23 protein-coding genes are annotated in these 21667 nt (G+C 57.8%); 20 read left to right on the forward strand and 3 right to left on the reverse strand.

What is annotated here, in order from left to right:
- Positions 1 to 35: 35 nt before the first annotated feature.
- The 11 genes from rplX (at position 36) to JIN78_RS11545 (ending at position 8054) form a co-directional block, all read left to right on the forward strand.
- Positions 36 to 248, forward strand: coding sequence for a 50S ribosomal protein L24 (gene rplX, locus JIN78_RS11495; protein ID WP_425606136.1), 213 nt, complete (start codon positions 36 to 38; stop codon positions 246 to 248).
- Positions 249 to 311: 63 nt separating this feature from the next.
- A complete protein-coding gene (gene rplE / locus JIN78_RS11500; RefSeq protein WP_200392121.1) occupies positions 312 to 884 on the forward strand; it encodes a 50S ribosomal protein L5 in 573 nt (190 codons plus the stop codon).
- Between the two features lie 27 nt (positions 885 to 911).
- Positions 912 to 1310, forward strand: coding sequence for a 30S ribosomal protein S8 (gene rpsH / locus JIN78_RS11505; RefSeq protein WP_200392122.1), 399 nt, complete (start codon positions 912 to 914; stop codon positions 1308 to 1310).
- A gap of 24 nt (positions 1311 to 1334) precedes the next feature.
- Positions 1335 to 1874 (forward strand): 50S ribosomal protein L6, encoded by a 540-nt coding sequence (gene rplF / locus JIN78_RS11510; RefSeq protein ID WP_200392123.1) that lies wholly within the window; start codon positions 1335 to 1337, stop codon positions 1872 to 1874.
- A gap of 14 nt (positions 1875 to 1888) precedes the next feature.
- Positions 1889 to 2245, forward strand: coding sequence for a 50S ribosomal protein L18 (gene rplR / locus JIN78_RS11515; RefSeq protein ID WP_200392124.1), 357 nt, complete (start codon positions 1889 to 1891; stop codon positions 2243 to 2245).
- Positions 2246 to 2255: 10 nt separating this feature from the next.
- Positions 2256 to 2942 carry a 30S ribosomal protein S5 gene (rpsE, locus tag JIN78_RS11520; RefSeq protein ID WP_200392125.1) on the forward strand — a complete coding sequence of 229 codons (687 nt, stop codon included), beginning with the start codon at positions 2256 to 2258 and terminating at the stop codon, positions 2940 to 2942.
- Between the two features lie 26 nt (positions 2943 to 2968).
- Positions 2969 to 3415, forward strand: coding sequence for a 50S ribosomal protein L15 (gene rplO / locus JIN78_RS11525; RefSeq protein ID WP_200392126.1), 447 nt, complete (start codon positions 2969 to 2971; stop codon positions 3413 to 3415).
- Between the two features lie 77 nt (positions 3416 to 3492).
- Positions 3493 to 4992, forward strand: a complete 1500-nt coding sequence (gene secY, locus JIN78_RS11530; protein WP_200392127.1) for a preprotein translocase subunit SecY — start codon at positions 3493 to 3495, stop codon at positions 4990 to 4992.
- Positions 4993 to 4996: 4 nt separating this feature from the next.
- Positions 4997 to 5614, forward strand: a complete 618-nt coding sequence (locus JIN78_RS11535) for an adenylate kinase family protein (protein ID WP_200392128.1) — start codon at positions 4997 to 4999, stop codon at positions 5612 to 5614.
- Positions 5614 to 6432: a type I methionyl aminopeptidase gene (gene map / locus JIN78_RS11540; RefSeq protein ID WP_200392129.1), complete on the forward strand. Its 819-nt coding sequence runs from the start codon at positions 5614 to 5616 to the stop codon at positions 6430 to 6432. The genes JIN78_RS11535 and map overlap by 1 nt, the downstream gene beginning before the upstream one ends.
- A gap of 83 nt (positions 6433 to 6515) precedes the next feature.
- On the forward strand, positions 6516 to 8054 hold the full coding sequence (locus JIN78_RS11545) for an arylsulfatase (protein WP_200392130.1): 1539 nt from the start codon (positions 6516 to 6518) through the stop codon (positions 8052 to 8054).
- Here JIN78_RS11545 and JIN78_RS11550 read toward each other — a convergent pair.
- Together JIN78_RS11550 and JIN78_RS11555 are read right to left on the reverse strand one after the other, a co-directional pair.
- Complete coding sequence (locus JIN78_RS11550; protein WP_200392131.1) at positions 8051 to 8701, reverse strand: hypothetical protein; 651 nt, start codon at positions 8699 to 8701, stop codon at positions 8051 to 8053. The genes JIN78_RS11545 and JIN78_RS11550 overlap by 4 nt on opposite strands.
- A gap of 88 nt (positions 8702 to 8789) precedes the next feature.
- Positions 8790 to 10445, reverse strand: a complete 1656-nt coding sequence (locus JIN78_RS11555; protein WP_200392132.1) for an FAD-dependent oxidoreductase — start codon at positions 10443 to 10445, stop codon at positions 8790 to 8792.
- 508 nt (positions 10446 to 10953) lie between these two features.
- Between JIN78_RS11555 and JIN78_RS11560 the strand changes: the two genes are divergently transcribed.
- From JIN78_RS11560 to JIN78_RS11590, 7 genes are all read left to right on the forward strand, one after another.
- Positions 10954 to 13164, forward strand: coding sequence for a hypothetical protein (locus JIN78_RS11560; RefSeq protein ID WP_200392133.1), 2211 nt, complete (start codon positions 10954 to 10956; stop codon positions 13162 to 13164).
- 128 nt (positions 13165 to 13292) lie between these two features.
- On the forward strand, positions 13293 to 13970 hold the full coding sequence (locus tag JIN78_RS11565; protein WP_200392134.1) for a redox-sensing transcriptional repressor Rex: 678 nt from the start codon (positions 13293 to 13295) through the stop codon (positions 13968 to 13970).
- Positions 13971 to 14088: 118 nt separating this feature from the next.
- Positions 14089 to 16344: a carboxy terminal-processing peptidase gene (locus JIN78_RS11570; protein WP_234037953.1), complete on the forward strand. Its 2256-nt coding sequence runs from the start codon at positions 14089 to 14091 to the stop codon at positions 16342 to 16344.
- 22 nt (positions 16345 to 16366) lie between these two features.
- Positions 16367 to 17056 (forward strand): YggS family pyridoxal phosphate-dependent enzyme, encoded by a 690-nt coding sequence (locus JIN78_RS11575; protein ID WP_200392135.1) that lies wholly within the window; start codon positions 16367 to 16369, stop codon positions 17054 to 17056.
- Between the two features lie 50 nt (positions 17057 to 17106).
- On the forward strand, positions 17107 to 17991 hold the full coding sequence (locus JIN78_RS11580; RefSeq protein WP_200392136.1) for a LamG domain-containing protein: 885 nt from the start codon (positions 17107 to 17109) through the stop codon (positions 17989 to 17991).
- A 60-nt stretch (positions 17992 to 18051) separates the two neighbouring features.
- On the forward strand, positions 18052 to 18243 hold the full coding sequence (locus JIN78_RS11585; RefSeq protein ID WP_200392137.1) for a hypothetical protein: 192 nt from the start codon (positions 18052 to 18054) through the stop codon (positions 18241 to 18243).
- Positions 18243 to 19346, forward strand: a complete 1104-nt coding sequence (locus tag JIN78_RS11590; RefSeq protein WP_200392138.1) for an aminopeptidase — start codon at positions 18243 to 18245, stop codon at positions 19344 to 19346. The genes JIN78_RS11585 and JIN78_RS11590 overlap by 1 nt, the downstream gene beginning before the upstream one ends.
- A 97-nt stretch (positions 19347 to 19443) precedes the next feature.
- On the opposite strand, the gene JIN78_RS11595 is transcribed toward JIN78_RS11590, so the two are convergent.
- The gene (locus JIN78_RS11595) at positions 19444 to 19932 is read right to left on the reverse strand and encodes a CHRD domain-containing protein (protein ID WP_200392139.1); all 489 of its coding nucleotides are present in this window, start codon (positions 19930 to 19932) and stop codon (positions 19444 to 19446) included.
- A 111-nt stretch (positions 19933 to 20043) separates the two neighbouring features.
- Here JIN78_RS11595 and nadC point away from each other — a divergent pair, with 111 nt between their 5' ends.
- Both nadC and JIN78_RS11605 read left to right on the forward strand, forming a co-directional pair.
- On the forward strand, positions 20044 to 20892 hold the full coding sequence (gene nadC / locus JIN78_RS11600) for a carboxylating nicotinate-nucleotide diphosphorylase (RefSeq protein WP_200392140.1): 849 nt from the start codon (positions 20044 to 20046) through the stop codon (positions 20890 to 20892).
- A 4-nt stretch (positions 20893 to 20896) separates the two neighbouring features.
- The gene (locus tag JIN78_RS11605; protein ID WP_200392141.1) at positions 20897 to 21643 is read left to right on the forward strand and encodes a biotin--[acetyl-CoA-carboxylase] ligase; all 747 of its coding nucleotides are present in this window, start codon (positions 20897 to 20899) and stop codon (positions 21641 to 21643) included.
- Positions 21644 to 21667: the final 24 nt, after the last annotated feature.

The raw sequence follows: 21667 nt of genomic DNA on the forward strand, positions 1-21667 counted from the left end.
GAACCCTGCAGAAGATGTCCCGTATCAAAACACACGTGAAAGCTGGTGACCAAGTTGAGGTCATTGCCGGCAACCATCGCGGCAAAAAGGGCAAGGTCCTTTCCGTCGATGCCAAGAAGAATCAAGTGGTCGTCGAAGGCGTCCGCGTGATGAAAAAGACCGTCCGTCGTTCCGAGGAAAACCCCGAAGGCGGAATTTTGGACAAAGATGGTCCGATTCATCTTTCCAATGTCAAAAAAGTGGGCTAAGCCCCGCGTCCCGCAGTGGAAACTGCTCCGAGCGCTTAAGCGAAATTAAGCTGACCCGCGAATATGAAAAACGAACTCAAAGAAAGCTACCGTAGCCAGGTCGTTCCTCAGTTGAAGGAACGCTTCGGCCTCAAGAACCCCAATGAGGTGCCCATGCTCGAGAAAATCGTGCTGAACACACACATTGGTAAATTCGTCAACGACCGCAAAGTCGCCGTGGAAGACGCGGTGGAGGATCTCTCCAAGATCACCGGTCAGAAGCCCAGCGTGGTCTATGCCCGCAAGAGTGTGGCCAACTTCAAGGTCCGCGAAGGCGAGGCCGTCGGGGCCCGCGTCACCCTGCGAGGGGAGCGCATGTGGGAATTCCTCGACCGCTTCATCAACATCACCGCACCCAACGTGCGTGACTTCCGGGGCTTTCCCTTCAAGAGCTTTGATGGCCGGGGCAACTACGCCATGGGCATCACCGACCAATCCATTTTCCCTGAGATTGAACTCGACCAGGTGAAACGTCAGCTCGGTTTCGACCTCATCGTGGTCACCACCACCGACAGCGACGAGCAAGCAAAGGCTCTCCTTGAGCTCCTCGGCTTCCCGTTCCGCAAGCCTGCCGATAAATCCGAAGCCGCCGCCTAACCCAGAACAATTAACGAGGACAATATTATGGGAGTCATTAGTGATCCAATTTCCGATTTTTTGATTCGTCTGAAAAACGCCTCCCGGGCGCAGAACGAACATTTCACCGCCCCTTCCTCCAAGATGAAGGTCGAAATCGCCCGCATCTTGAAAGAAGAAGGCTACATCTGGAACTACGAGGTGGATACCACCGGCCAGTTTCCAGTCATCAAGGTGACCGCCAAATACGTGGACGGCACCCCAGCTTTGACTGACGTCAAGCGCGTTTCGCGCCCCGGTCGTCGTCACTACGTCGGTGCGGGCGATATGCCCCGCGTGTTGAATGGTCTCGGTATTTCCATCATCTCCACCTCCCGGGGCGTGATGACGGGAATGCAGGCGAAGCGTGAGAACGTGGGCGGCGAATTGTTGGCCAAAGTTTGGTAACCCTCAGACAGAAAGAAGAAACAGATGTCACGAGTAGGAAACAAGTCCATCGCGCTTCCCGACAAGGTGAAAGTCGCCAACGATGGTCCCCACGTCACCGTTGAAGGCCCCAAGGGCAAACTGGAGTGGACCCTTCCCAAGGGAATCACTCTGCAAGTCGAGGAAGGCCAATTGGTGGTCAGCCGCGAGAATGACAAGCGGGAAAACCGCGCGCTCCACGGAACTTCCCGGAGCCTTATCCAAAACATGGTCATTGGCGTCTCCGAAGGCTTCGTCAAGGATCTCGAAATCCAGGGCGTTGGTCTCCGGGCTGCCCTGAAGGGTTCGGATTTGGACCTCAGCCTGGGGAAATCCCACCCCATCTTGCACCCCATCCCGGAAGGTCTGACCGTTACCGTCACCGATAACACCAAGATCAAGGTCGAGGGGATCGACAAGCAGCTGGTTGGTCAGTTCGCCGCCGAAGTGCGCCGCTACTACCCGCCGGAGCCCTTCAAAGGAAAAGGTGTCCGCTATGTGGGCGAATATGTCCGTCGCAAGGCTGGTAAGAGCGTGAGCAAGTAAGGAGGAATAACGAAATGAGTATTTTGAATCGAAAGAAAGTCCGCCAGCGTGTCCATCAGCGGATCCGCAAGAAAGTGGTTGGAACTCCCGAGCGTCCCCGCATGGCCGTTCATTGCTCCAACAAGAATCTCTACGTGCAAATCATTGACGACGCCGCCGGCAAGACCTTGTGTGCCGCTTCCAGCCTCGACAAAGAAGTCGAAAACGGAAGCGCCAACAAGGCTAGCGCCGAGAAGGTGGGCAAGCTCATCGCCGAGCGGGCCCAGGCAGCGAATGTCTCCGCCGTGGTCTTCGACCGGGGCGGCCATCTCTATCACGGAAAAATCAAATCATTGGCTGATGCCGCCCGCGAAGGTGGGTTGAAATTCTAATTGAAAAACGATGTCAGAAGATAACGACAAAAAAACAGAAGCCGCATCGAAGGAGGTCACCTCGTCGCAAGGCGGGACCCCAGCCGCACCCCGCGGTGATCGACGCGCCCCTGAACGTCGCGATGACAATCGTGGAGGCGGAAACCGAGGCGGTGGAGATCGCCGGGGAGGTGGACGCCGTGACGACCGCGGAGGCCGTGGTCGCCGCCAGGAAGAAGAGGATGATGGCTTGACCGAAAAAGTGGTCTTCATCAACCGTTGTGCCAAGGTGGTCAAGGGTGGTCGCCGCTTCAGCTTCTCTGCCCTCGTGGTCTGTGGTGATACCGCCGGTCAAGTCGGTTACGGCTTCGGTAAGGCCAATGAGGTCGCCGAGTGCATCAAGAAGGCCAGCGAAAGCGCCAAGAAGAATTTGCAGAAGGTGAAGCTCGATGGGGATTCCATTCCTCACGAAAGCTACGCGGAATTCAGCGGAGGCAAAGTGTTGTTGCGTCCTGCTTCTCCCGGAACCGGCGTCATCGCGGGTGGGGGAGTGCGTGCCGTCTGCGAAGCGGTCGGCATCAAGGATGTCCTTGGCAAGTCCCTTGGCTCCAATAACCACGCCAACGTGGTGAAAGCCACTCTGAAGGCTCTTTCCCAGCTCCGGAATCGCGACGAGGTCTATGCTTTGCGCGGCAAGAAGAAGGCAAAGGCCATTTAACCCCAGTTTAGAAAGCCCCAGGCGAAATGAATTTGCACAATTTAAAACCAAATCCCGGCGCCAAGCACCGCACCAAGCGGCTTGGTAAAGGGGAGAGCTCCGGTCTTGGTAAAACTTCCGGTAAAGGTCACAAAGGCCAGAAAGCCCGTTCCGGTGGCACTATCCGCCCCGGTTTCGAGGGTGGTCAGATGCCCCTTCACCGTCGTTTGCCCAAGCGTGGTTTCAACAACTACAACTTCCGCGACAAGATCGCTCCCGTAAACTTGGCACGGATCGAAGAGAAATTTGAGGACGGGGAAACCGTCAACGAGGAGTCCCTTCGCGCCCGCCGCCTTGTCAAAGGCGTTTACGACGGCGTTAAAGTTCTCGGCACCGGCGAAATCACCAAGAAGCTGACTTTCCAGGTCGATGCTGTGAGCGCCAGCGCTCGCGAAAAGATCGAAAAAGCAGGCGGAACGGTTGACCTCGGTTAAATCTCGTATTCACTCACTCCCAAGCTGCACCCGGATTCGTCCGGGGGCCTTGGGATTTTTACATAAACACACTATTCATGATTTCGGCTTTTGCTAACACGTGGCGGGTTCCCGAATTGCGGGATCGCATTATCTTTACCCTCGTGATGATTGTCATCGTCCGCCTGGGGGTGAATATCTCTCTTCCCGGTGTCGATTCCACGGTCATCAAGGAATGGCTGGATATCCGTGCCAATGAGGAAGGAACCGGAGCAGGGGCCCACCTTGGGGCCCTCTTGAACGTGTTTTCGGGGGGAGCGCTCCAGAATGCCGCTCTCTTTGCTCTCGGCATCATGCCCTACATCTCGGCGTCGATTATGATGCAGCTGATGTCGGCCGTTGTGCCCAAGCTCGCGAAACTTCGTCGCGAAGAAGGGGGACAGCAAAAGATCAATCAATACACTCGCATTCTGACCATTCTCATCGCGGGGGTGCAGGGCTTCCTGTTGGCCAAGTCTCTGGAAAATCCGGCCTCCATCATCTACATGGATGGCATCGAGAAAGTGGGCCGTCCTCTCGTGCCCGATTATGGCTGGCATTTCGTTTTCATGGCCATTCTCACCATCATCGCGGGCACGATGTTCCTGATGTGGATTGGTGACCAAATCACCGAGCGAGGCATCGGCAACGGGATCTCCCTCATTATTTCGGTCAACATCATCGCGGCCTTGCCCGGGGGCTTGACCCAAGCATGGCAGACCTTCATCGGCACCGATGGCAATTCCAGCCCCTTCCAAGCGATGACTCTGGTGGGCTTGGTCGCCTTCCTGCTCTTTATCACCGCCGCCATTATTGCCATCACCCAGGCGCAGCGCCGCATTGCGGTGCAGTATGCCAAGCGGGCGAGCAATCGTAGCGCCAAGCAGATGACCGGGCACACCCAGTATCTGCCCCTCAAGGTGAACTACGCAGGGGTGATGCCCATCATCTTCGCCAGTGCCGTGCTTAACTTGCCCCTTTTGCTCGTGAGCCAGATGTTCCCCAACGCGAGCTGGGTGGCTGATTTCCAGCAGTGGTTCAATCCGGCTGCCTGGCCCTATTACATCATTGCGGGCGTCATGATTTTTTTCTTCAGCTACTTTTGGGTGGCGACCATGTTCCAGCCCAGCGAGATTGCGGAGAACTTGAAAAAGGGCGGCGGCTACATTCCCGGGGTGCGTCCCGGCAAGCCCACTGCCGAGTTCCTGGACTTCACCATGACCCGTCTGACTTTTGCGGGTTCCATCTTCCTGACCGTTATTTTCATCCTTCCGGCTCTGGTGACTGAGACTTTCAACCTTCCTGGTCTCGTGGCCCAGTTCTTCGGCGGCACCAGTCTTCTCATTCTGGTGGGTGTGCTTTTGGATATGATGCGTCAGATTGAGACTCATCTTCTGCAGCGCAACTACGATGGTTTCCTGCGCAAGGGCAAACTGAAGGGCCGCATCGAGCGCCGCCAAGCCAGTGGGCAATCCGCCTCCGGAGGTCTCATCCTTTGGTTGCTGGTCTTCGCTTCGGTGATGGTGGTCCTTGGGATTGCTGCGTGGATTGCGCAATAAAGTCATGGCTAGTCACGACCGGTGCTTTGCGATGCTGGGAGCACCTGCTTCCGGCAAAGGCACCCAGGGTCGTCTCCTCGCCGATCGGCTGGGCTTGCCCTATCTGAGCACCGGGGCCCAGCTGCGGCGGGAAATCGAAGAGGGCTCATCCCTCGGTCGGGAGGCTAAGACTTATCTGGACCGCAATCAATATGTGCCCGACGCCTTGGCGACCGAGATGGTGAGACAGTGGATTGCCCGGCACGATGAGGGATGGGTGCTGGATGGCTTCCCCCGCAGTGTGCCGCAGGCCGAGGTCTTGTTACAAGTTGCTCCGGGATTTCACCTCATCGTTCTCGACGTGGAGAAAGACGTTCTCCGCCAGCGAGTGACGAGTCGCCGGGAATGTCTCGCCTGTGGGGTGGTGACCACCGATGCCGCCGCCGCCTGCCCGCGCTGTGGGGGGGAGATCGAGAGCCGGGACGATGATTCGGCGGAGGGTTTTGCCAAGCGTTATGCAGCCTACGAGGAATGGACCGTTCCGGCCTTACGCTTTTTGGAAGAAAGAATTCCAGTAGTGACGGTGGCGGGAAAGGGCACCCGGGAAGAAATTGCCCGCGAAATCGAAAGAAAGTTGAGCTGATGGCCAAGAAGAAAAAGAACCGTATTCCGATCAAAGGACCGGAGGAGATCAAAGGCATGCGCGAGGCGGGCAAGACCGCTTCCGAGATTCTGCAAGCCACCGCCGCTTTTATTGAAGCCGGAAAGAGCACGGCAGAGATTGATGCCTTCGCCGCCGCCGAGATCAAACGCCACGGTTGCACCAGCGCTTTTCTCGGCTATCGGGGGTTTCCCGGGAATGTCTGCGTGGGCCTGAATGAGTGTGTGGTTCACGGCATCGGGCGCGAGGATCAGATCGTCCAAGATGGAGACATCGTCAAAATCGACGTGGGTATTTTCAAAAATGGGTGGGTTGGTGACAACGCCACGACGGTGCCTGTAGGGAAGATCGATGAAGGCACGAAGACTCTTCTCGCCGCCACCGAGCAGTCTTTGTTCAATGCCATCGAGTATGCGGTGGAAGGAAACCGGCTCTGGGACCTCTGTGGCAGTGTGAATACCTACGTGCGGCAGTTCAAATTCACGGTCGTGCGGGATTTGGTTGGCCATGGAGTGGGGCGTGATTTGCATGAAGAGCCACAAGTTCCCAATTATCGTCCCATGGGGCGGCGTTCGCCGATCTTGAAGGCCGGAATGGTGCTGGCCATTGAGCCTATGGTTAATGCCGGCACTCAGCATGTCGAAACTCTTGAGGATGGCTGGACCCTAGTCACGGAAGACCGCGCCAATTCCGCGCATTTCGAGCACACCGTTCTGGTGGGTAAAGAAGCTCCCGAGATTCTCACCTGGCGCCCCCGCACGGCCCTGCCCGAGCAGCTGGGGATTGCCGCGCTGACCTAATCTTTGGAAGCCTTTCCCCGGTGACGAGATGCCTTTTTGGCCGGGGGATGGAAAGGGCAATCCCGGCGCTGCGTATGCTGGGGATGATCCGTCTTTTCTTGGTTTTTGCGGTTCTCCTTGGCTACGCCCGGGGCGAGAAGCCGAATATTGTTTTCATTTTGGCCGACGATCTCGGTTACTCGGACCTCGGGTGTTACGGAGGACCGGTCGCCACTCCTCACTTGGACGGGCTGGCGGTGAACGGGGTGCGCTTCACCCAATTTTACAACACGGCCCGGTGTTGGCCGACGCGTGCCGCCTTGATGACCGGGTATCACTTCGTCCAGGTCGGGAAACAGGCGCGTGGCTATCGGATGCTCCCCCATTTTCTCGCTGAGCAGGGCTACCGCAGTTATCACAGTGGCAAGTGGCATGTGATGGGAGCCAAGCCGGTGGCGGATGCGGGTTTTGACCGCTCATTCTGGACGAACAATTACGATCGCTTTTTTGACCAGCGGGACAATCTTCTTGATGACAAGCCGTTGCCGGACCGGGGACGGGTGCCGGGGTATTATGTCACTCGCGAGATTGCCAGTCGAGCAGAGGTTTTTTTGCGGGAGCATGAAGAAAACCATGGCGGGCAACCCTTCTTTCTCTATTTGGCTTTCACGAGTCCCCACTTTCCTCTGCAAGCCCTTCCAGAGGACATCGCGAGGTATCGGGGGCGCTTTTCCCATGGTTGGGACGAGGAGCGGCAAAAGCGGCTCGCCCGTCTTGCCGAGCTGGGTTTCCCGGCGGTTGAGCCGGCACCCCGTGATGAGGAAGTGGCTCCCAAGTGGTCGCTGCCGGAGGGCACTCTCAAGGAACAAGTCCATCCCGGGGAGCGTCGTTATGCCGTCCCCTGGGAGAGCTTGAGCAAGGAAGAGAAGGATTATCACGCGACCAAGATGGCCATTCATTGCGCCATGATCGATCGCATGGACCAAGAGATTGGCCGTTTGCTTGCGCAGTTGCGCGAGAGCGGGCGCTTGGCGAATACGCTCATTCTCTTTTGCTCGGACAATGGGGCCAGCGGGGAACAGCTCAACCGGGGGGACCAACACACTGCCGGGGCGGAGCTGGGTTCTGCCGAGAGCTACCTCTGTCTCGGACCCGGATGGTCCATGGCTGCGAACACTCCTTTTCGGCTTCACAAGCACTGGACCCATGAGGGGGGCATTGCCACCCCCCTCATTGCCCACTGGCCACAGGGATTGGCCGGGAAGGGGAGCCTGCAGGCGACTCCCGGCCATGTCGTTGACCTGTTGCCCACCTTGGTTGAAGTGGCCGGCGGGAAGGTGCCGGAGTCTGCCCAGGCCCCCTATCCGGGGGTGAGCTGGGGCAAGCACCTGCGGGGAGAGCAAATCTCCGACGAACGAGAGATCTACTGGAATCATCAGGAAAATCATGCCCTCCGGGTCGGCGACTGGAAAGTAGTGCGCACCCCCTACCTGGGTGGGGAGTGGCAGCTCTATTATCTTGCGGAGGACCGGGGAGAGACCACTGACCTGGCCGCCCGGGAGCCGGAGCGGGTCGAGCGCTTGGTCGCCCGCTGGGAAACTCTCACCGCACAGTATCAGCGGGCGGGCCGGAGAGAGGATTAATCGGCCTTCTCTCCCTTTTCGCCCTTTTTGGTTTTGCTGGTCCGGGGATTCTTCTTCCAGGCTTTCTCTAGGCCATAGTCCTCATGGACAAAGAGAATGCGATCGATGTTGAAGTTCTTGGAGCGCCCTTGAATGATGAGTTCGTAGGTTTCCCCTTTTTTCAAGAGATACTTCGCTTCGTGCTTCTTGTGATTCACGTCGAGCATCTTGGTCCAGCCCCATTCTTCGGCATTTCCCCCATACATTTTGGTCGGGGTGGTGAGGATTTCTTTGCCCGCCGAGCCTCCCGCTGCGAAGTCACCACTCAACGAGACAAAGCAGTCGTTGGAGAGATCCTCGCGCTCACTTTCCAAGCGTTTTCTGCCGCGGAGAGTGAGATTGTAAACGCCTTCCTTCTTGATGGTGAAGCGATAGCTCAAGGGAGAAGAGGGCGGGCCGTTGGTGATGGTGTTGCCGGTGAATTCGAGGTGTCCTTCGCCCTTGTAGTCGGCAACGTCGGTCTTGAGAATCCATTCGCCCAAGGGCGAGGCCGTGGCTTCGGCTTCCATCGCCACGATACCGCCCCGTTCTTGATAGACTTCGTCGGCCAAGGTGGGGAGGGAAGCGAGTAGAAACGGTAATAGAAAAAGAGTTTGGTTATGCATCATGGGATCATGTCTCTACGAATCCGCTTGTGCACTTTTTCCATCTTCCTCATTGAGCCGATGGTGGGTGGAGGGCGGCCGACCCCGCTCGTCATTTTTTACCAGCGGGATAAAGCCGTTGCTGGTCCGCCCGCAGGCGGGGTGCGAGGTGTTTTTGGTAGTCCACCTCATGCACCGCGAGGTCTTGCTCGCTGGCAAGAGAGGCCACCGTGCCCGCGCTTTGCCCAAGGATCATGAAGGTGGGTTCCATGCGCAAGGAGCCGAAGGCGCTGTGGGAGGAGGAGATTGCTCCCGGCACCAGCAGGTTGCTGCATTCTTCCTTCTTGGGTAAAATGGCTCCCAAAGCAATGGGGTAGGGCTGGCGGATGTGACCGCCAATGTCGCCCTCGTTCTCGACGAAGCCTTCTTCGGTGACGTAGCGCTGCACATGGTGGGAATCCATGGTGTAGACTCCCATTCCAATACTGTCGGGGACTTGCCTCTTGCCGGTCACATCGTGCTCGGTGACCACATACTCACCGATCATGCGGCGAGCCTCACGGATATAAAGTTGGTGGGACCAGTGGCCATTGTCGACGAACTCATCCTTGGGAAGCCCCCATTGGCGCATCTCCTCGCGCACCGGGGCAGGCACCCGGGGATCATTGGCCACGAAATACATGAGTCCCTTCTGGTAATCCTCGTGCTCCTTGATGATTTCGCGCCGGCGTTGGTAGCTGGCCTCGGGATAGTCGTAATTCCTGCCAATGTTGTCCGTGCTGAAGGGCCCGTGGTTATTTTGGTCGGTCTTCTTGTTGGGTGCCGGGTCGAACTTGCGGAAAAAATCCCGGTAACCCGCCTGGAGAACCCGCAGGAGGAGCTCGTATTGCTCGGGATCGTAATTGTCGGGTTTGGGGAAGGGGACCCGGTTGTCGGGATCGTTGGTCAGGCAGGCACGGAAGCAATAGGCCTGGATGCGGTGATCGCCGGTGTCATCCGCACCCGGCGGGGTCGCGCTGACCCGGGGGAGAAGTCCACTGGCTGGGTCGCCCGGGACCTTGTAGGGAGAGATCTTCAGCCCGGCGGTATCGAAGAAGTGCTCGTGGTCGCGCCGGTCTTTTTGCACCCCATTCATGCTTTCTCCATAGACCTCATTGGACTCCCGCCCCACGTGATAGCTCACTCCCGCCGCCGCCATCAGGTCGCCTTCGTAGGTGGCATCGATGAAGACTTCGCCGAGGTATTTTTCCCCATCCAGAGTGGTGATGGATCGGATGCGGGGACCCTCTTTTTCAACCCCGTTTTCGCGGTCCAGCCAAGCCTCCCGCACCAGCTTGATCTCGTTTTCGGCCACATATTGGTCAAAGATCTTCTCGGCCACGTGAGGCTCGAAGATCCACATGGCATCGTCGGTAGGCCGGTTGCGGCTCTGGCTGCGCTTGATGGCCCGGAATTCCTCCTGGCTCTGCTGTCGCCAGGCTTCCGGCTTTTCATAATGGGCCTTGATTCGTTGGTAAAATTGGCGCGAGAGACCTCCGATGCCCTGGGCGTGACCATTGTCGGTCCACCCGAGCCCGCCACTGCTCAAGCCGCCGAGGTGCTTGTCCGGGCTGACCAGGATCACGCTCCGGCCCATTTGGCTGGCTTGCACGGCCGCCATCACAGCCGTGGAGGTGCCGCCGTAGACGATGAGGTCCGCTTGGTGGGTTTCGGCTTGTAGAAAGAGCCCGCTACAGAGGGAGAGAATCGCTAAAGGTTTGGTAAACATGGTGAACAGTGTGGTGAAGCAGAGAAAGGGATCCTACTTCCCAGCCCGGGCCATTCTCTCAATCTGTCAACTTGGCAACCAAAAGAGGCCAGGGGGAGATGCCGGAAAGAGAGCGGTCGGCAGCATTCCGGAGAAACACTGCCGACCGACTACGCACACACCAGTTGAATGAAAGGCGCGAAGGAATCATGGGTTTGAAAGCATTCCCTCCCGCACCTCTATGCAACACGAAAAAGGGGACATTGTCATTACAAAAAAGGGCGAATGTAGCCCGAAAGCGTCAGATTTTCCGTGGCCTTTCGGAAAATTTCCCCGAAGTCGCTGGCGAAGAGGGCACTGATTGCGGGTCAGCAGAAAAAACTTTTTTGGTCAGCCAGCTGCGATTTTGCGCACTCATGCGCAATGGACTTTAAAAATTACTTTTTTATGGGGGAAAGGTCATAAAATCCGTCCCGCGGGGTCTTTCCCATTGCTCAAATTTGTTCCCAAGGTTAGTCAAGGGAGACTTATGAAGACAAATAAATGGTGTCAGGTCTTGGTGGTCGGTTCCCTGACTTGGGCGGGGCTTGCGTCAACTACTTTTGGGGAACAGCTCGTCGGGGCAGGAGCCGCTGCCGAGGTCGACAAGGCGCTGACTGCGGCGGCGGGGAAAGTGCTTTCCGGCGAGGCTTTGGCCAAGCGGGTGGAGGCCCTTGGTTTGCTTGCTACGGTCAGCAAGAACGCGGCTGCGGTATCCACGCTGAAAGACGGGTCCGCGCTTTGGAAAGAAATCGAAGAATCGGCTCTGGGCGGATTGCTGGTGGATACCCTCGCCGAGAACGATCTCGATCTGCGCGACGCGGAGAGCCCGGGCGCCCAGGTGGCTGCCCTCTTCGCCGAAGAATTCATCGTCGCCATGGGAGCGGATACTCCCCGGCAGGCTAAGAACTTGATGACGCTCGGGAATCTGGGCAATGAATATCAAATGGCCATGATGGTTTCCCTGATGTTCGGAAACCCCGAGATGCTCCTGGGGGGCAATCCCTTTGCTTCCTGGGTGGAAGCCTTGCAAGAGAATCCCGATTTTCTCGTCAACTTGGCCGCTTCCGCAGAAATGCCACCCATCCTCATGGCCGCCCGCATCTCTGATGACGAAACGCGCAATCAACTCGCGGCCATGATGGCCGGGGGCACCCAGCAAGTGCTCGCTATGGCAGAAGATGCCGCGCCCTTCCTTAGTGCGGCCAAGGCCGAGCAGGGAGGGGTGAATTTCGAGGGCTTGTCCATCGATGGGAATCAGCTCATCACCATGTTGGAGGAGGAAGATGACCTCCATGGCAACCTGCAGCAAATCGTCGACCCGGCCGCTGCGCAGGACATCATCGATTCGTTGAAGAAAAAGGACCTCTGCCTGATGGGCGGAGTGAGCGAGGAGGCCATCTATCTCTATTTGGGCAGCCGCCCGGGGGACATGCCTTTTGCGGCAGACCCCGCCGATAGTGTCATCGCCAACGCTGATTTCGACTTTGTGGATGAGTATCTCGACGAGAAATTGGTCAGCGTCACTTGGGCCAATCAGGCGCTGGTGGAGGGCTCCTATCGGGATCAGCCCCTGCTTGCCAACTATGTCAAAGGTATTCGCATGGGCTTGGGGAGCGCGGAAAGCATTGGCGATACCAGCAAATTGGAAGCCCAGCTCGACAAGTTGCTGGAGGTTGAGAAGTCCTACTACGAGCTCTACAGTGCCCAGCCCGTCGGGGCGGTGACCTTTATGCGTGGAGATGGTCTTCATACCGAATCCTATGGAGGGGTGATCGATGGCTCCTACGATTTGAGCAGTGAGCACCAGCTGGGGAATCTCGCCAGTGAGGGATTCTTGACCTTGCAAGCGGTTTCCAGTGAAGAGGGTTTGGAAGTGGAAGGGGCCTTTGCCGAGGCCATTTTCCAGACGGCTTACCAAGCACTTTTGACCATCAGTGAGATGGAGGAGCCTCCCGGAGAGATGGCAGAGCTGGCGGAAGGGGTTTCCCTCTTCGAGTCCAAGATGAAAGACGACGCCCTCGGGCTTTGGAAGGGGCTGCGCATGACGGAGGAAGGTCTCGGCCGCGAAGCAATCCTCGAAGTGGACCTCGCCGGAGCTTGGCCCACCGTTCCAGGAGTGCCGGATGAGGTCCTCGAAAACACCAAGGTTCCCCGCCTCAGTTTTGTTTCTCCCATCACTGATGGCGAGAAATTGGCTGAATCCTGGAAAACTATGGATGATGCCGCCCGCAAATTGCTCAAAACCGTGAGCGAAATGACTGGGGAGAAGATTCCCATGCAAAAGCCCATGAGTTCGCAGAACGACGGGCTCAAAACCTGGTTCTTTCCCATCCCGATGCAGAACGATGACTTCGTGCCTTCCGTCACCCTGAACGAGGAAGTGATGATCATGAGCAGTTCCAAGCAGCGGGCGGTGGCCCTGGCCGAGGCCGCTCAAGCTGGCAAGCCGGGGACCAGTGGATTGGTTATGACGATGAACTTCGCGCCGCTGCAAGCCTTTCTCAGCGAATGGCTGCAAGTGATTGAAGAGTCGCCGACCGAGGTTCTTCCTGATCGGGATGCCGCCGACTTCTTCCTGATCTATCAGGAGGAAATCAAGCGCGCGGTCGAGGCCCTGGAGGAGTTCGACAGCTGGCAAGTTCACTCTCGTCTGGAGGACGGGGTTTTACGCACCAGCTCCCACTTCAAAACCAAGTAAGCTTTTCGTAAAATTGGCTTTAGAATCAGGTCGGACTGCGGTCCGGCCTGTTTTATTATGTCAAGCTGCCGTCACTACCCCGATGGCCAACCCTTGACAGCAGAAGGTTTCAAGGGCTCTTTGTGGGTGTGGAAGTTGAACGCGAAAAGGCGGGTATCCCCAAGAAAACCATTTATCGGCTCTCCCTCTACCACCGCTGTTTGTCCAAGTTGACCGAGAACGGAATCAAGACCGTCAGTTCATCAGCTTTGGCGAAAGCGGCCGGGGTGAAGGCCTCGCAGCTGCGCCGGGATATCTCGCACGTGGGTCAATTTGGCACGCGGGGCTTGGGCTATCAGGTCGAGGAATTGCGTCTCGTCATTCGAGAGGCCTTGGGTCGCGAGCATTTGCAACCGGTCATTCTGGTGGGGGCGGGGAATCTGGGAAGCGCTCTCCTCCGCTATGGGGGGTTTCAAAAAGAAGGCTTCGAGGTGGTGGCGGCTTTCGATGCCGTCCCCGAAGCCGTGGTCAAGCGCGAGATCGGAGTCCCGGTCTTGGGCACGGACAAGATGGACCAGTTTATCAGCCAAAACGCGGTCAAACTCGCGATTCTTTGCGTGCCGGGCGAGAATGCCCAGGAAGTGGCCAATGAACTCGTTCTTTCGGGAGTTCAGGGCATTTTGAACTTTTCGCCTACTGTGCTGCAGGTTCCTGACAGTGTGACGGTCAATAACGTCGACCTCGCTCTGGAGCTGGAAAACGTCAGCTTTTTCATCGGGCGGGAGAGCGAGCCCGAAAGTGAGGAGCCGCCTCTGGAAGAACTTTAGGGCGGTTTGCGAGGAGAGAGAAAAAAAGGAAATCCGGAATTTCGTTCGACAAGCGAAGCCTCCTGACAAACAGTAAGCGGAACCAAGATACTCCTTGGATTCGATTATTTTACTCCTCATGAAGATTTCCACTCCTATTATGGCGCTGGTGGCCTTCGCCAGTTGCTCGCTCGGCAAGGTGAGCGGCGAAACCGATTTCAACGACGTCGGCAAGGTCATGGTCGGGATGCTCGAGAATAAGCATTTCGCTGAAATTAAGTTCGATGAGGAGATGAGTGATCGGATTTTGTCCGATTTCCTCAAGGACCTCGATCCGGCCCGCCTTTATTTCACCCAAGACGATGTCGATGGCTTCGAGGCCCGGTTTGGCGGGCAAGCGGAGGCGCCCATTCATCAGCTCCTCGTGCAGGAGAGAGCGATGGAGCCCGCTGGGGAAATCTACAGCCGGTATGTCGAGCGCGTTCGCGAACGCATCGACTTTGCCAAGAAAATCGCCGAGGAGGGAGAATTTGATTTCGGGAAGGACGAGACGGTCATGCGGTCGCGTCGCGAGGCTCCGTGGCCCGCTGATGACTTTGAAGCCCAGGAGCTGTGGCGGAAGCAAATTAAAGAGGAGATTTTGAGTGAAGAGATGCGGCGTGAGACCATTCGGCGCATCGCGGAGGAGCAGGGGAAGGAAGATCCCCTCAAGGATGACAAAAGCCCGCGCGAGGCGGTCAAACAACGCTACGAGCGCTTCTTGAAAGACATTGAGGGAGCGGACGAGGAGGATGTGGCTTCCTATTTCTTCAGCGCGGTCGCGCAGGCGCACGATCCGCATACCGACTATCTCAGCGTGCGCCAGATGGAGCGCTTCCGGGCCGGTTTGGAAAACCAGCTCATCGGCATCGGAGCCCTCCTGCAACGGGAGGACGATGGCGCCACCAAGATCATTGGTCTCGTGGTCAATGGTCCGGCCGATAAGCAGGGGGAATTGCAGTTGAACGATCGCATCGTGGCGGTTGATTCCCTCAATGATGGCGAGTTCACCGATACCCTTTACATGAAGATTGATCATGTCGTGGAGCTGATTCGCGGTCAGCAGGATACCGAGGTCCGGCTCAAGGTCGAGCCCGCCGGGGGGGCTCCCGGCGAGGTGAAGGAAATCATTATCAAGCGCGATAAAGTGGAGCTGAAAGACGAGGCTGCGGCTGCGGAGATTATTGAAATGGTGCAGGAAGATGGCAGCACCAAGTCCATTGGTTGGATCACTTTGCCGAGCTTCTACCTCAATTTCAATACCGGGGTTCCCAGTGTTTACCGTGATGTGCAGGTTCTTCTGACCCGCTTGATGAAAGAGGGGGTCGATGGTGTCGCCCTAGATTTGCGCGGCAATGGAGGGGGTGCCTTGGAAGAAGTGCGTCGCATGACCGGGCTCTTTGTGGGCCGTGGTCCCGTGGTGCAGGTCAAGGAAGGTTGGGGTGCAGTGCGCGTCAAGGAGTCGACCTTGCGCAAGCCGCTCTACGAAGGTCCTCTCCTGGTGGTCACCGACAAGACCAGCGCTTCGGCCAGTGAGATTTTGGCGGGAGCCTTGCAGGATTACAATCGCGCCATCGTGGTGGGCGAGTCCTCCACTTACGGAAAAGGCACCGTCCAGCAGCCCATGGATATCGGGCGTTTCTTCAAGTTTTTCCAGGATTCCGACCGGGCGGGCACGCTGAAGGCGACCGTGCAGAAATTCTACCGGGTGACGGGTAGTTCCACTCAGCTCGATGGCGTGGTGCCCGACATCGTGTTGCCTTCCCTCACTGACGCTCTCGAAATTGGAGAAGAGTTTCAGGACCACGCTCTCCCCCACGATCTCATTGAGCCGGCCAAGGGCTTCGCCCCGTTGGAACGCGATGGTCTTTTCCTTCCCGAAATCGCTGCCCGCAGCAATGAGCGGGTGGCCAATTCCAAGGATTTCCAATATGTTCAGGAAGATGTGGCTCGCACCAAAAAGCGCATTGAGGAAAATGTGGTGAGTCTGAATCGCAAGGTGCGGGAGCAGGAACTGCAGGAAGCCGAAGAGCGGCGGGATGCTCGCAACGAAGAACGCCGGGAGCGCTTCAGCAAAATCGAGCAGCGGGATAGTGAAAAGTTCAATTTCTATCGCTTGACCTTGGATGACTTGGAGCGCGAGGCCTTGGAAGAGGTCGATCGCAAGCGTGATGCCGAGGCCAATATGCGGGTGGCCAAGGATGAAGTCGCCGATTTGGACGATACTCCGGAATGGCCCAGCGGCTTGGATGTGGTCAAACGTGAGAGCATTCACATTCTCACCGATCTCATCGAGCTGACTGAGAAGGCTGCCGTTGCGAATCTGGACGAGAAGGCGGAAGCACAAGCGCAGTAAGGAGCGGCTGATTGCAGATTTTATGTCGGTCGCACAACGTCTCAACGAGGTCCGGTCGCGCATCGCCACGGCGGCCACGGCGGCGGGTCGGGACCCCGGAGAGGTTGCTCTCCTGGCGGTGAGCAAGACTTTCCCTGCCCCGGTGGTCGCGGAAGCGGTAGCGGCAGGTCAGCGCGCCTTGGGGGAGAACCGGGTGCAGGAGGCTTTGGAGAAGCAGCCGCTCTTGGCGAGAGAAGCCGGGGACCTCGCTTGGCACCTCATTGGCCCTCTGCAGCGGAACAAGGTGCGCAAAGTGGTCGGTCACTTCACCTGTCTGCAGGGGATTGATTCACTGAAGTTGGCTCGGGCCGTGGATCGGGTGGCGGGGGAACTGGCCGTGCGGCAGACCATCCTGCTACAGGTCAAAATCGGGGGAGAGGAGAGCAAAAGTGGATTTGAGCCTGCTCGTTTGCGCGAAGAAATCGATGAGCTGGCTGCCTTGTCCCATCTTCAGATTGATGGCTTGATGACGATTCCTCCTCCCGTTGAGGCGGCGGAAGAGGCCCGTCCCTATTTCGCCAGGTTACGCGAATTGCGTGATGCGTTAGCGGTTTCCAGTGGTCTGCCTCTGAGGGAGTTGAGTATGGGGATGAGTAACGATTACCCGGCAGCCATTGCGGAGGGGGCGACTTTGGTGCGGGTGGGGTCGGCCATTTTCGGTTCGCGGGAGTAAGGCCATTTTTTTGCACGGAAGAGGCTTGGGATGCGATTCCTTGCCTACAGATGACCACTGCAACGACAACAAGCCTTTTGCTGGCAAGCGCCCTTCTTCTCTCCGCGCAAGCCCCCTCCGGCCCGACTTTTCTGGCAGGGATGGACCCGAAACCGGAGGGTAAGAAGTGGGTGCCGGTGGAAGAGATGAGCGACGAATTCCAAGGAACGAAGTTGGATCTGACTAAATGGCAAAGCGAGCCCGTGGGTGATGGCTGGAACTGGATTGGCCGCCCGCCCGGGCTTTTTCGCGCTGAGAATGTGGTGGTCAAGGACGGCCGGATGAACGTCACGGTGAGCAAATTGCCCGAAGCCATGACCCTGAAAGGGAGCACCTACACTCATCAGGGCGCGATTGTGCGCTCCCGTCATCCCGGGCAGAAGGGCTGGTATTTCGAAGCACGCATGAAGGCCAACCAAACGGCAATGTCCTCCACTTTTTGGCTAATGAGCAAGGGGAACCTGCCCAAGCGGCTGGAGCTGGATATTCAGGAATGTGTCGGGCGGACGTCGGAATTGACTCATGGCTTCGCCAAGAAGTGGGACCAGATTTTCCACTCCAATCTGATTCACCGCACCAGCCGCAACAATCCAGAGCAGGTTCAGCGGCAAGGGAGTGTGCCCACGGAAACCAAGAATTGGGAACGCTTTTACGTCTATGGAGCCTGGTGGAAGTCCGAGGAGGAGGTGCAGTTTTTCCTCGATGGCAAGTATGTTTACTCCATCACTCCCAGTGTTTCCTGGGACGTGCCCGGTTACATTCAAATGGCCATTGAAACCTACGATTGGAACCCCATTCCTCCGGACGGAGGGCTGGTGGAAAGTGGTAATTGGGAGCAACGGACCACCAAATATGACTGGGTGCGGGTCTGGCGTCTGCAAGCGGAGGCCCGGTAGCGCACTCGCAAATTGTCGCTTACGCTTGTCATGGGGATGGGAAAAGGGCATCACTTTGGCGTGAAGTTTATTCTATCCCTTCTCGCTCTTTCGTTCTGCTTCCTTTCTTGCGCGCCGGTCCACAAGTATCAGGCCGGGGGAGGGGCTTTCGACGACTCGGAAGTCGGGCAAGCACTGGACGCCAATGCTCCATTGCCCGAAGACGACATCAATGGTCCCCGTAGCTTCGAAGAATTCCGCGCGCGCGATTGATGAAGGACCCGCGATACACTGAGCTGGCCCGGCAACTGACGTCGTATTCGACCCAGTTGAAGCGGGGGGAGTCGATTCTCCTCGACCTCTATGATGTCCCCGAAGCTTTCGCGGTGGAGCTGATTCGGGAAGTGCGGCGGCGCGGGGCAGCGCCTCTCATTCGCCAGCATTCAGCCCCAATCACCCGCGAGCTCCTGCGGGGAGCGAGCGAGGGGCAGTATGAAATCATGGCCAAGCATCTCTTGGCGGAAATGGAGGACATGGATGCCTACATCGCGGTGCGGGGCTCGCACAACATCGCGGAGCAGAGCGATGTTCCTCCCAAGAAGATGGAGTTGGCGATGAGCCATCTGCGCAAGGTCATCGACCATCGGGTCAAAAAGACGAAGTGGTGTGTCTTGCGCTGGCCTCACCCGGCGATGGCCCAGCAGGCGGGGATGAGCACGGAGGCTTTTGAGGATTTCTATTTCCGCGTTTGTCTTCTTGATTACAAGGCGCTCCTGCCCGGGATGCGCGCGCTCAAGCGCCTGATGGACAAGACGGAACAGGTGCAGTTGAAAGGGCCGGGCACCGATTTGAGCTTTTCCATCAAGGGGCTCGAAGCCATTGTCTGTGGCGGAAATTTCAATATCCCGGATGGAGAGGTGTTTACCGCGCCGGTGAAGGATTCGGTAGAGGGGGTCATTGCTTACAATGCTCCTAGTATCTATCGGGGCATTCCCTTCGATGGGGTGCGTTTTGAATTTTCCAAGGGCAAGATTGTCAAAGCCACCGCAGCGGGTGGAAAAACGCGGGAACTCAACAAAATCCTCGATTCCGACGAAGGGGCCCGCTTCATCGGGGAGTTTGCCCTCGGCTTCAATCCTGAGATCAAGGAGCCCATGCGCGACATTCTCTTTGATGAAAAAATCGCGGGCTCATTCCACTTCACTCCCGGTCAGGCTTACGAGGAGGCTGATAATGGCAATCGCTCCCAAGTGCACTGGGATCTGGTGAATATCCAGCGGCCCGATTATGGGGGAGGAGAAGTGATTTTCGATGGCAAAGTGATCCGCCGGGATGGCCAGTTTTTGCCCAAGTCGTTGGAAAAGCTGAATTGGTAACTGGCTCCTCAAGTCAGTGACCGATCCTCGCTTGTTCCTTCCCTGCGCGGATTTGCGCGGGGAAAGGAAAAAAGCAGGTCCACCTTAGTGGGGATGATCAACGGCGCCGGAAGGCCATTCCGCAAAGGGCCAGTCCCGCCAGGAGAGCGGTCGAGGGCTCCGGGACTAGGGTGGCAGCCACCTGTCCACGGATTTCGCCAGCTCCGAAGTCTTCGGTGTGGACGTTGACATACCAGAGACCGCCCAAGAGGTTGTCCTCATGAGCCTGAGACAGGGTCGCGGTGCCATTCTGCGGTGAAGACCATGGGCCGGGAACGGCTACCTCGACCCCACCTGCAGTCCCGGGTGCGCCGAGATGGAAGTGCATATTGGTCACTGCCGAGGTTAGATCCTGGAAGGTGATGGAGTAAGACAGCAGTTTGGTGTCGCTATCGTAAGTTCCTCCGATAGTTCCGCTTCCGTTGCCTGTGTTGGCCGGATTGGTGGTCGCCTGCACGGGGTCCATCAAGCCGCTGAGATTATAGAGCGCTCCCTGAGCGGTGAGGGGAAAAAGGGAGAGGAGAGAGAGAATGAGTGATGTTTTCATGGCATGATTTTTTGAAGCACTTTCCAGTGAGAATTATTTTCGCTCGGAAGTCGAGAGGATTCGAGATTTTCCCGCTTGGACTGGGGGGCGCTTTCCGCTGAATTGGAGGCAATGGACGCGGCTGTCTCTCAACTCATCGATCTTGCCCTGGCTGAAGATATTGGCCCGGGTGATGTCACTTCAGAATATTTTGTGCCTGCCGATCGGGTTTCCCGGGCCTTCATCAAGGCTCGCGAGAACGGGGTATTGGCGGGGACTGCCGTTGCGGCCGAGGTTTTTCGGCGGGTGAGTAAGGAGATCGCCGTGCGGACGCTTCTCGAGGATGGGGCGCGCGTGTCTCCCGGCGCTCTCGTGCTGGAGGTGGCCGGTCCTTCGCAGGCGCTGCTCACTGCCGAGCGCACGGCCTTGAACTTTCTGCAGCGGCTCAGCGGGGTGGCCACCCTCACCAGCCAGTTTGTTGCCGCCGTGAAGGGAACCGGGGCGCGCATTTTGGACACTCGCAAGACCACTCCGGGTTGGCGATTGCTGGAAAAGGAGGCGGTCGCGGCAGGAGGTGGAACCAATCACCGCATGGGACTCTACGACCGGGCGATGGTGAAAGACAATCACCTCGCGGCTGAAGGAAAGTTGTCTTTTTTGCAGAAGGCCATCGACCAGCTGAAGCGGGACAAGCCTGCAGTGGAGGTCGAGCTGGAAGCTGATACTCTGGCGCAGGTGCGGGATTTCCTCACCCTCCGGGGAGTGGACTTTATCTTGCTCGATAACATGAGCCTGGCGGAACTTCGTGAGGCTGTGGCTCTGCGGGAGGGGAGTCGCCCGGCTCTGGAGGCCAGTGGGGGGGTGAATCTGGATACGGTGCGGGGGATTGCGGAGACGGGGGTCGACTTTATTTCGGTCGGGGCGGTGACCCACTCGGCGATCGGGCTCGACCTCGGGCTGGACTTCGTGGATGGCGTGTGAGGGGATGACCGCGTTCGACCGCCAGCGGCTGCAAGCGGAGTGGGGAGAGCGTCTCCATTTCTTCGCGGAGACCGATTCGACCAATGAGCAAGCCCTGGCCTTGGGGCGGGCCGGTGCGGTCCAGGGGACGGTGGTGCTGGCCGAGCGGCAAACGGCGGGTCGCGGTCGGCGGGGAGCGGCCTGGTTTTGCGGTGAAGGCACGGGCTTGGCCTTCTCCCTCCTGTTGCGTCCCTCCTTTGCGCGGGTGCTTTGGCCTCGCCTTTCTCTCGTGGCCGGTTTGGCCGTTGCGCAAGCCATCGAGAAGGAAGGCCTTTTCCCTGAAATTAAGTGGCCCAACGATCTTCTCCTCCGGGGGCGGAAGGTTTGCGGCATTCTCGTGGAATCGGAGAGCGATTTCGTGGTGGTCGGGATTGGGCTCAACGTGGGCCACGGCCCGTTTCCTCCGGAGGTCGCCAACCTCGCCACTTCTCTGGCCGCAGAAGGAGGCGGGCAAGGGGGGCGCGAGGATTACCTGAGTGCCATCGTGTGCAAGGTGCTCTCCTTGCTCAATTGGGTGCCTCGTGATTTTTCCCAAGTGATTGCTCCCGTGCGCGAGCGCTGCGCCTTGCAAGGACGGGAAATCGACTTTCTCTTGGGCGGGGAAAGTCATCGGGGCTTCTGTGAGGGAATCGGGCCGGGCGGCGAACTCCTTGTCCGCGAAGGGGAGGAACTCAAGCGTCACTTCGCCGCAGACCAGATTCGGGTGCGGTGATGGTCGATTGATTGATGAGAGCAA

The organism is Roseibacillus ishigakijimensis (assembly GCF_016595415.1).
GTDB lineage: Bacteria > Verrucomicrobiota > Verrucomicrobiia > Verrucomicrobiales > Akkermansiaceae > Roseibacillus > Roseibacillus ishigakijimensis.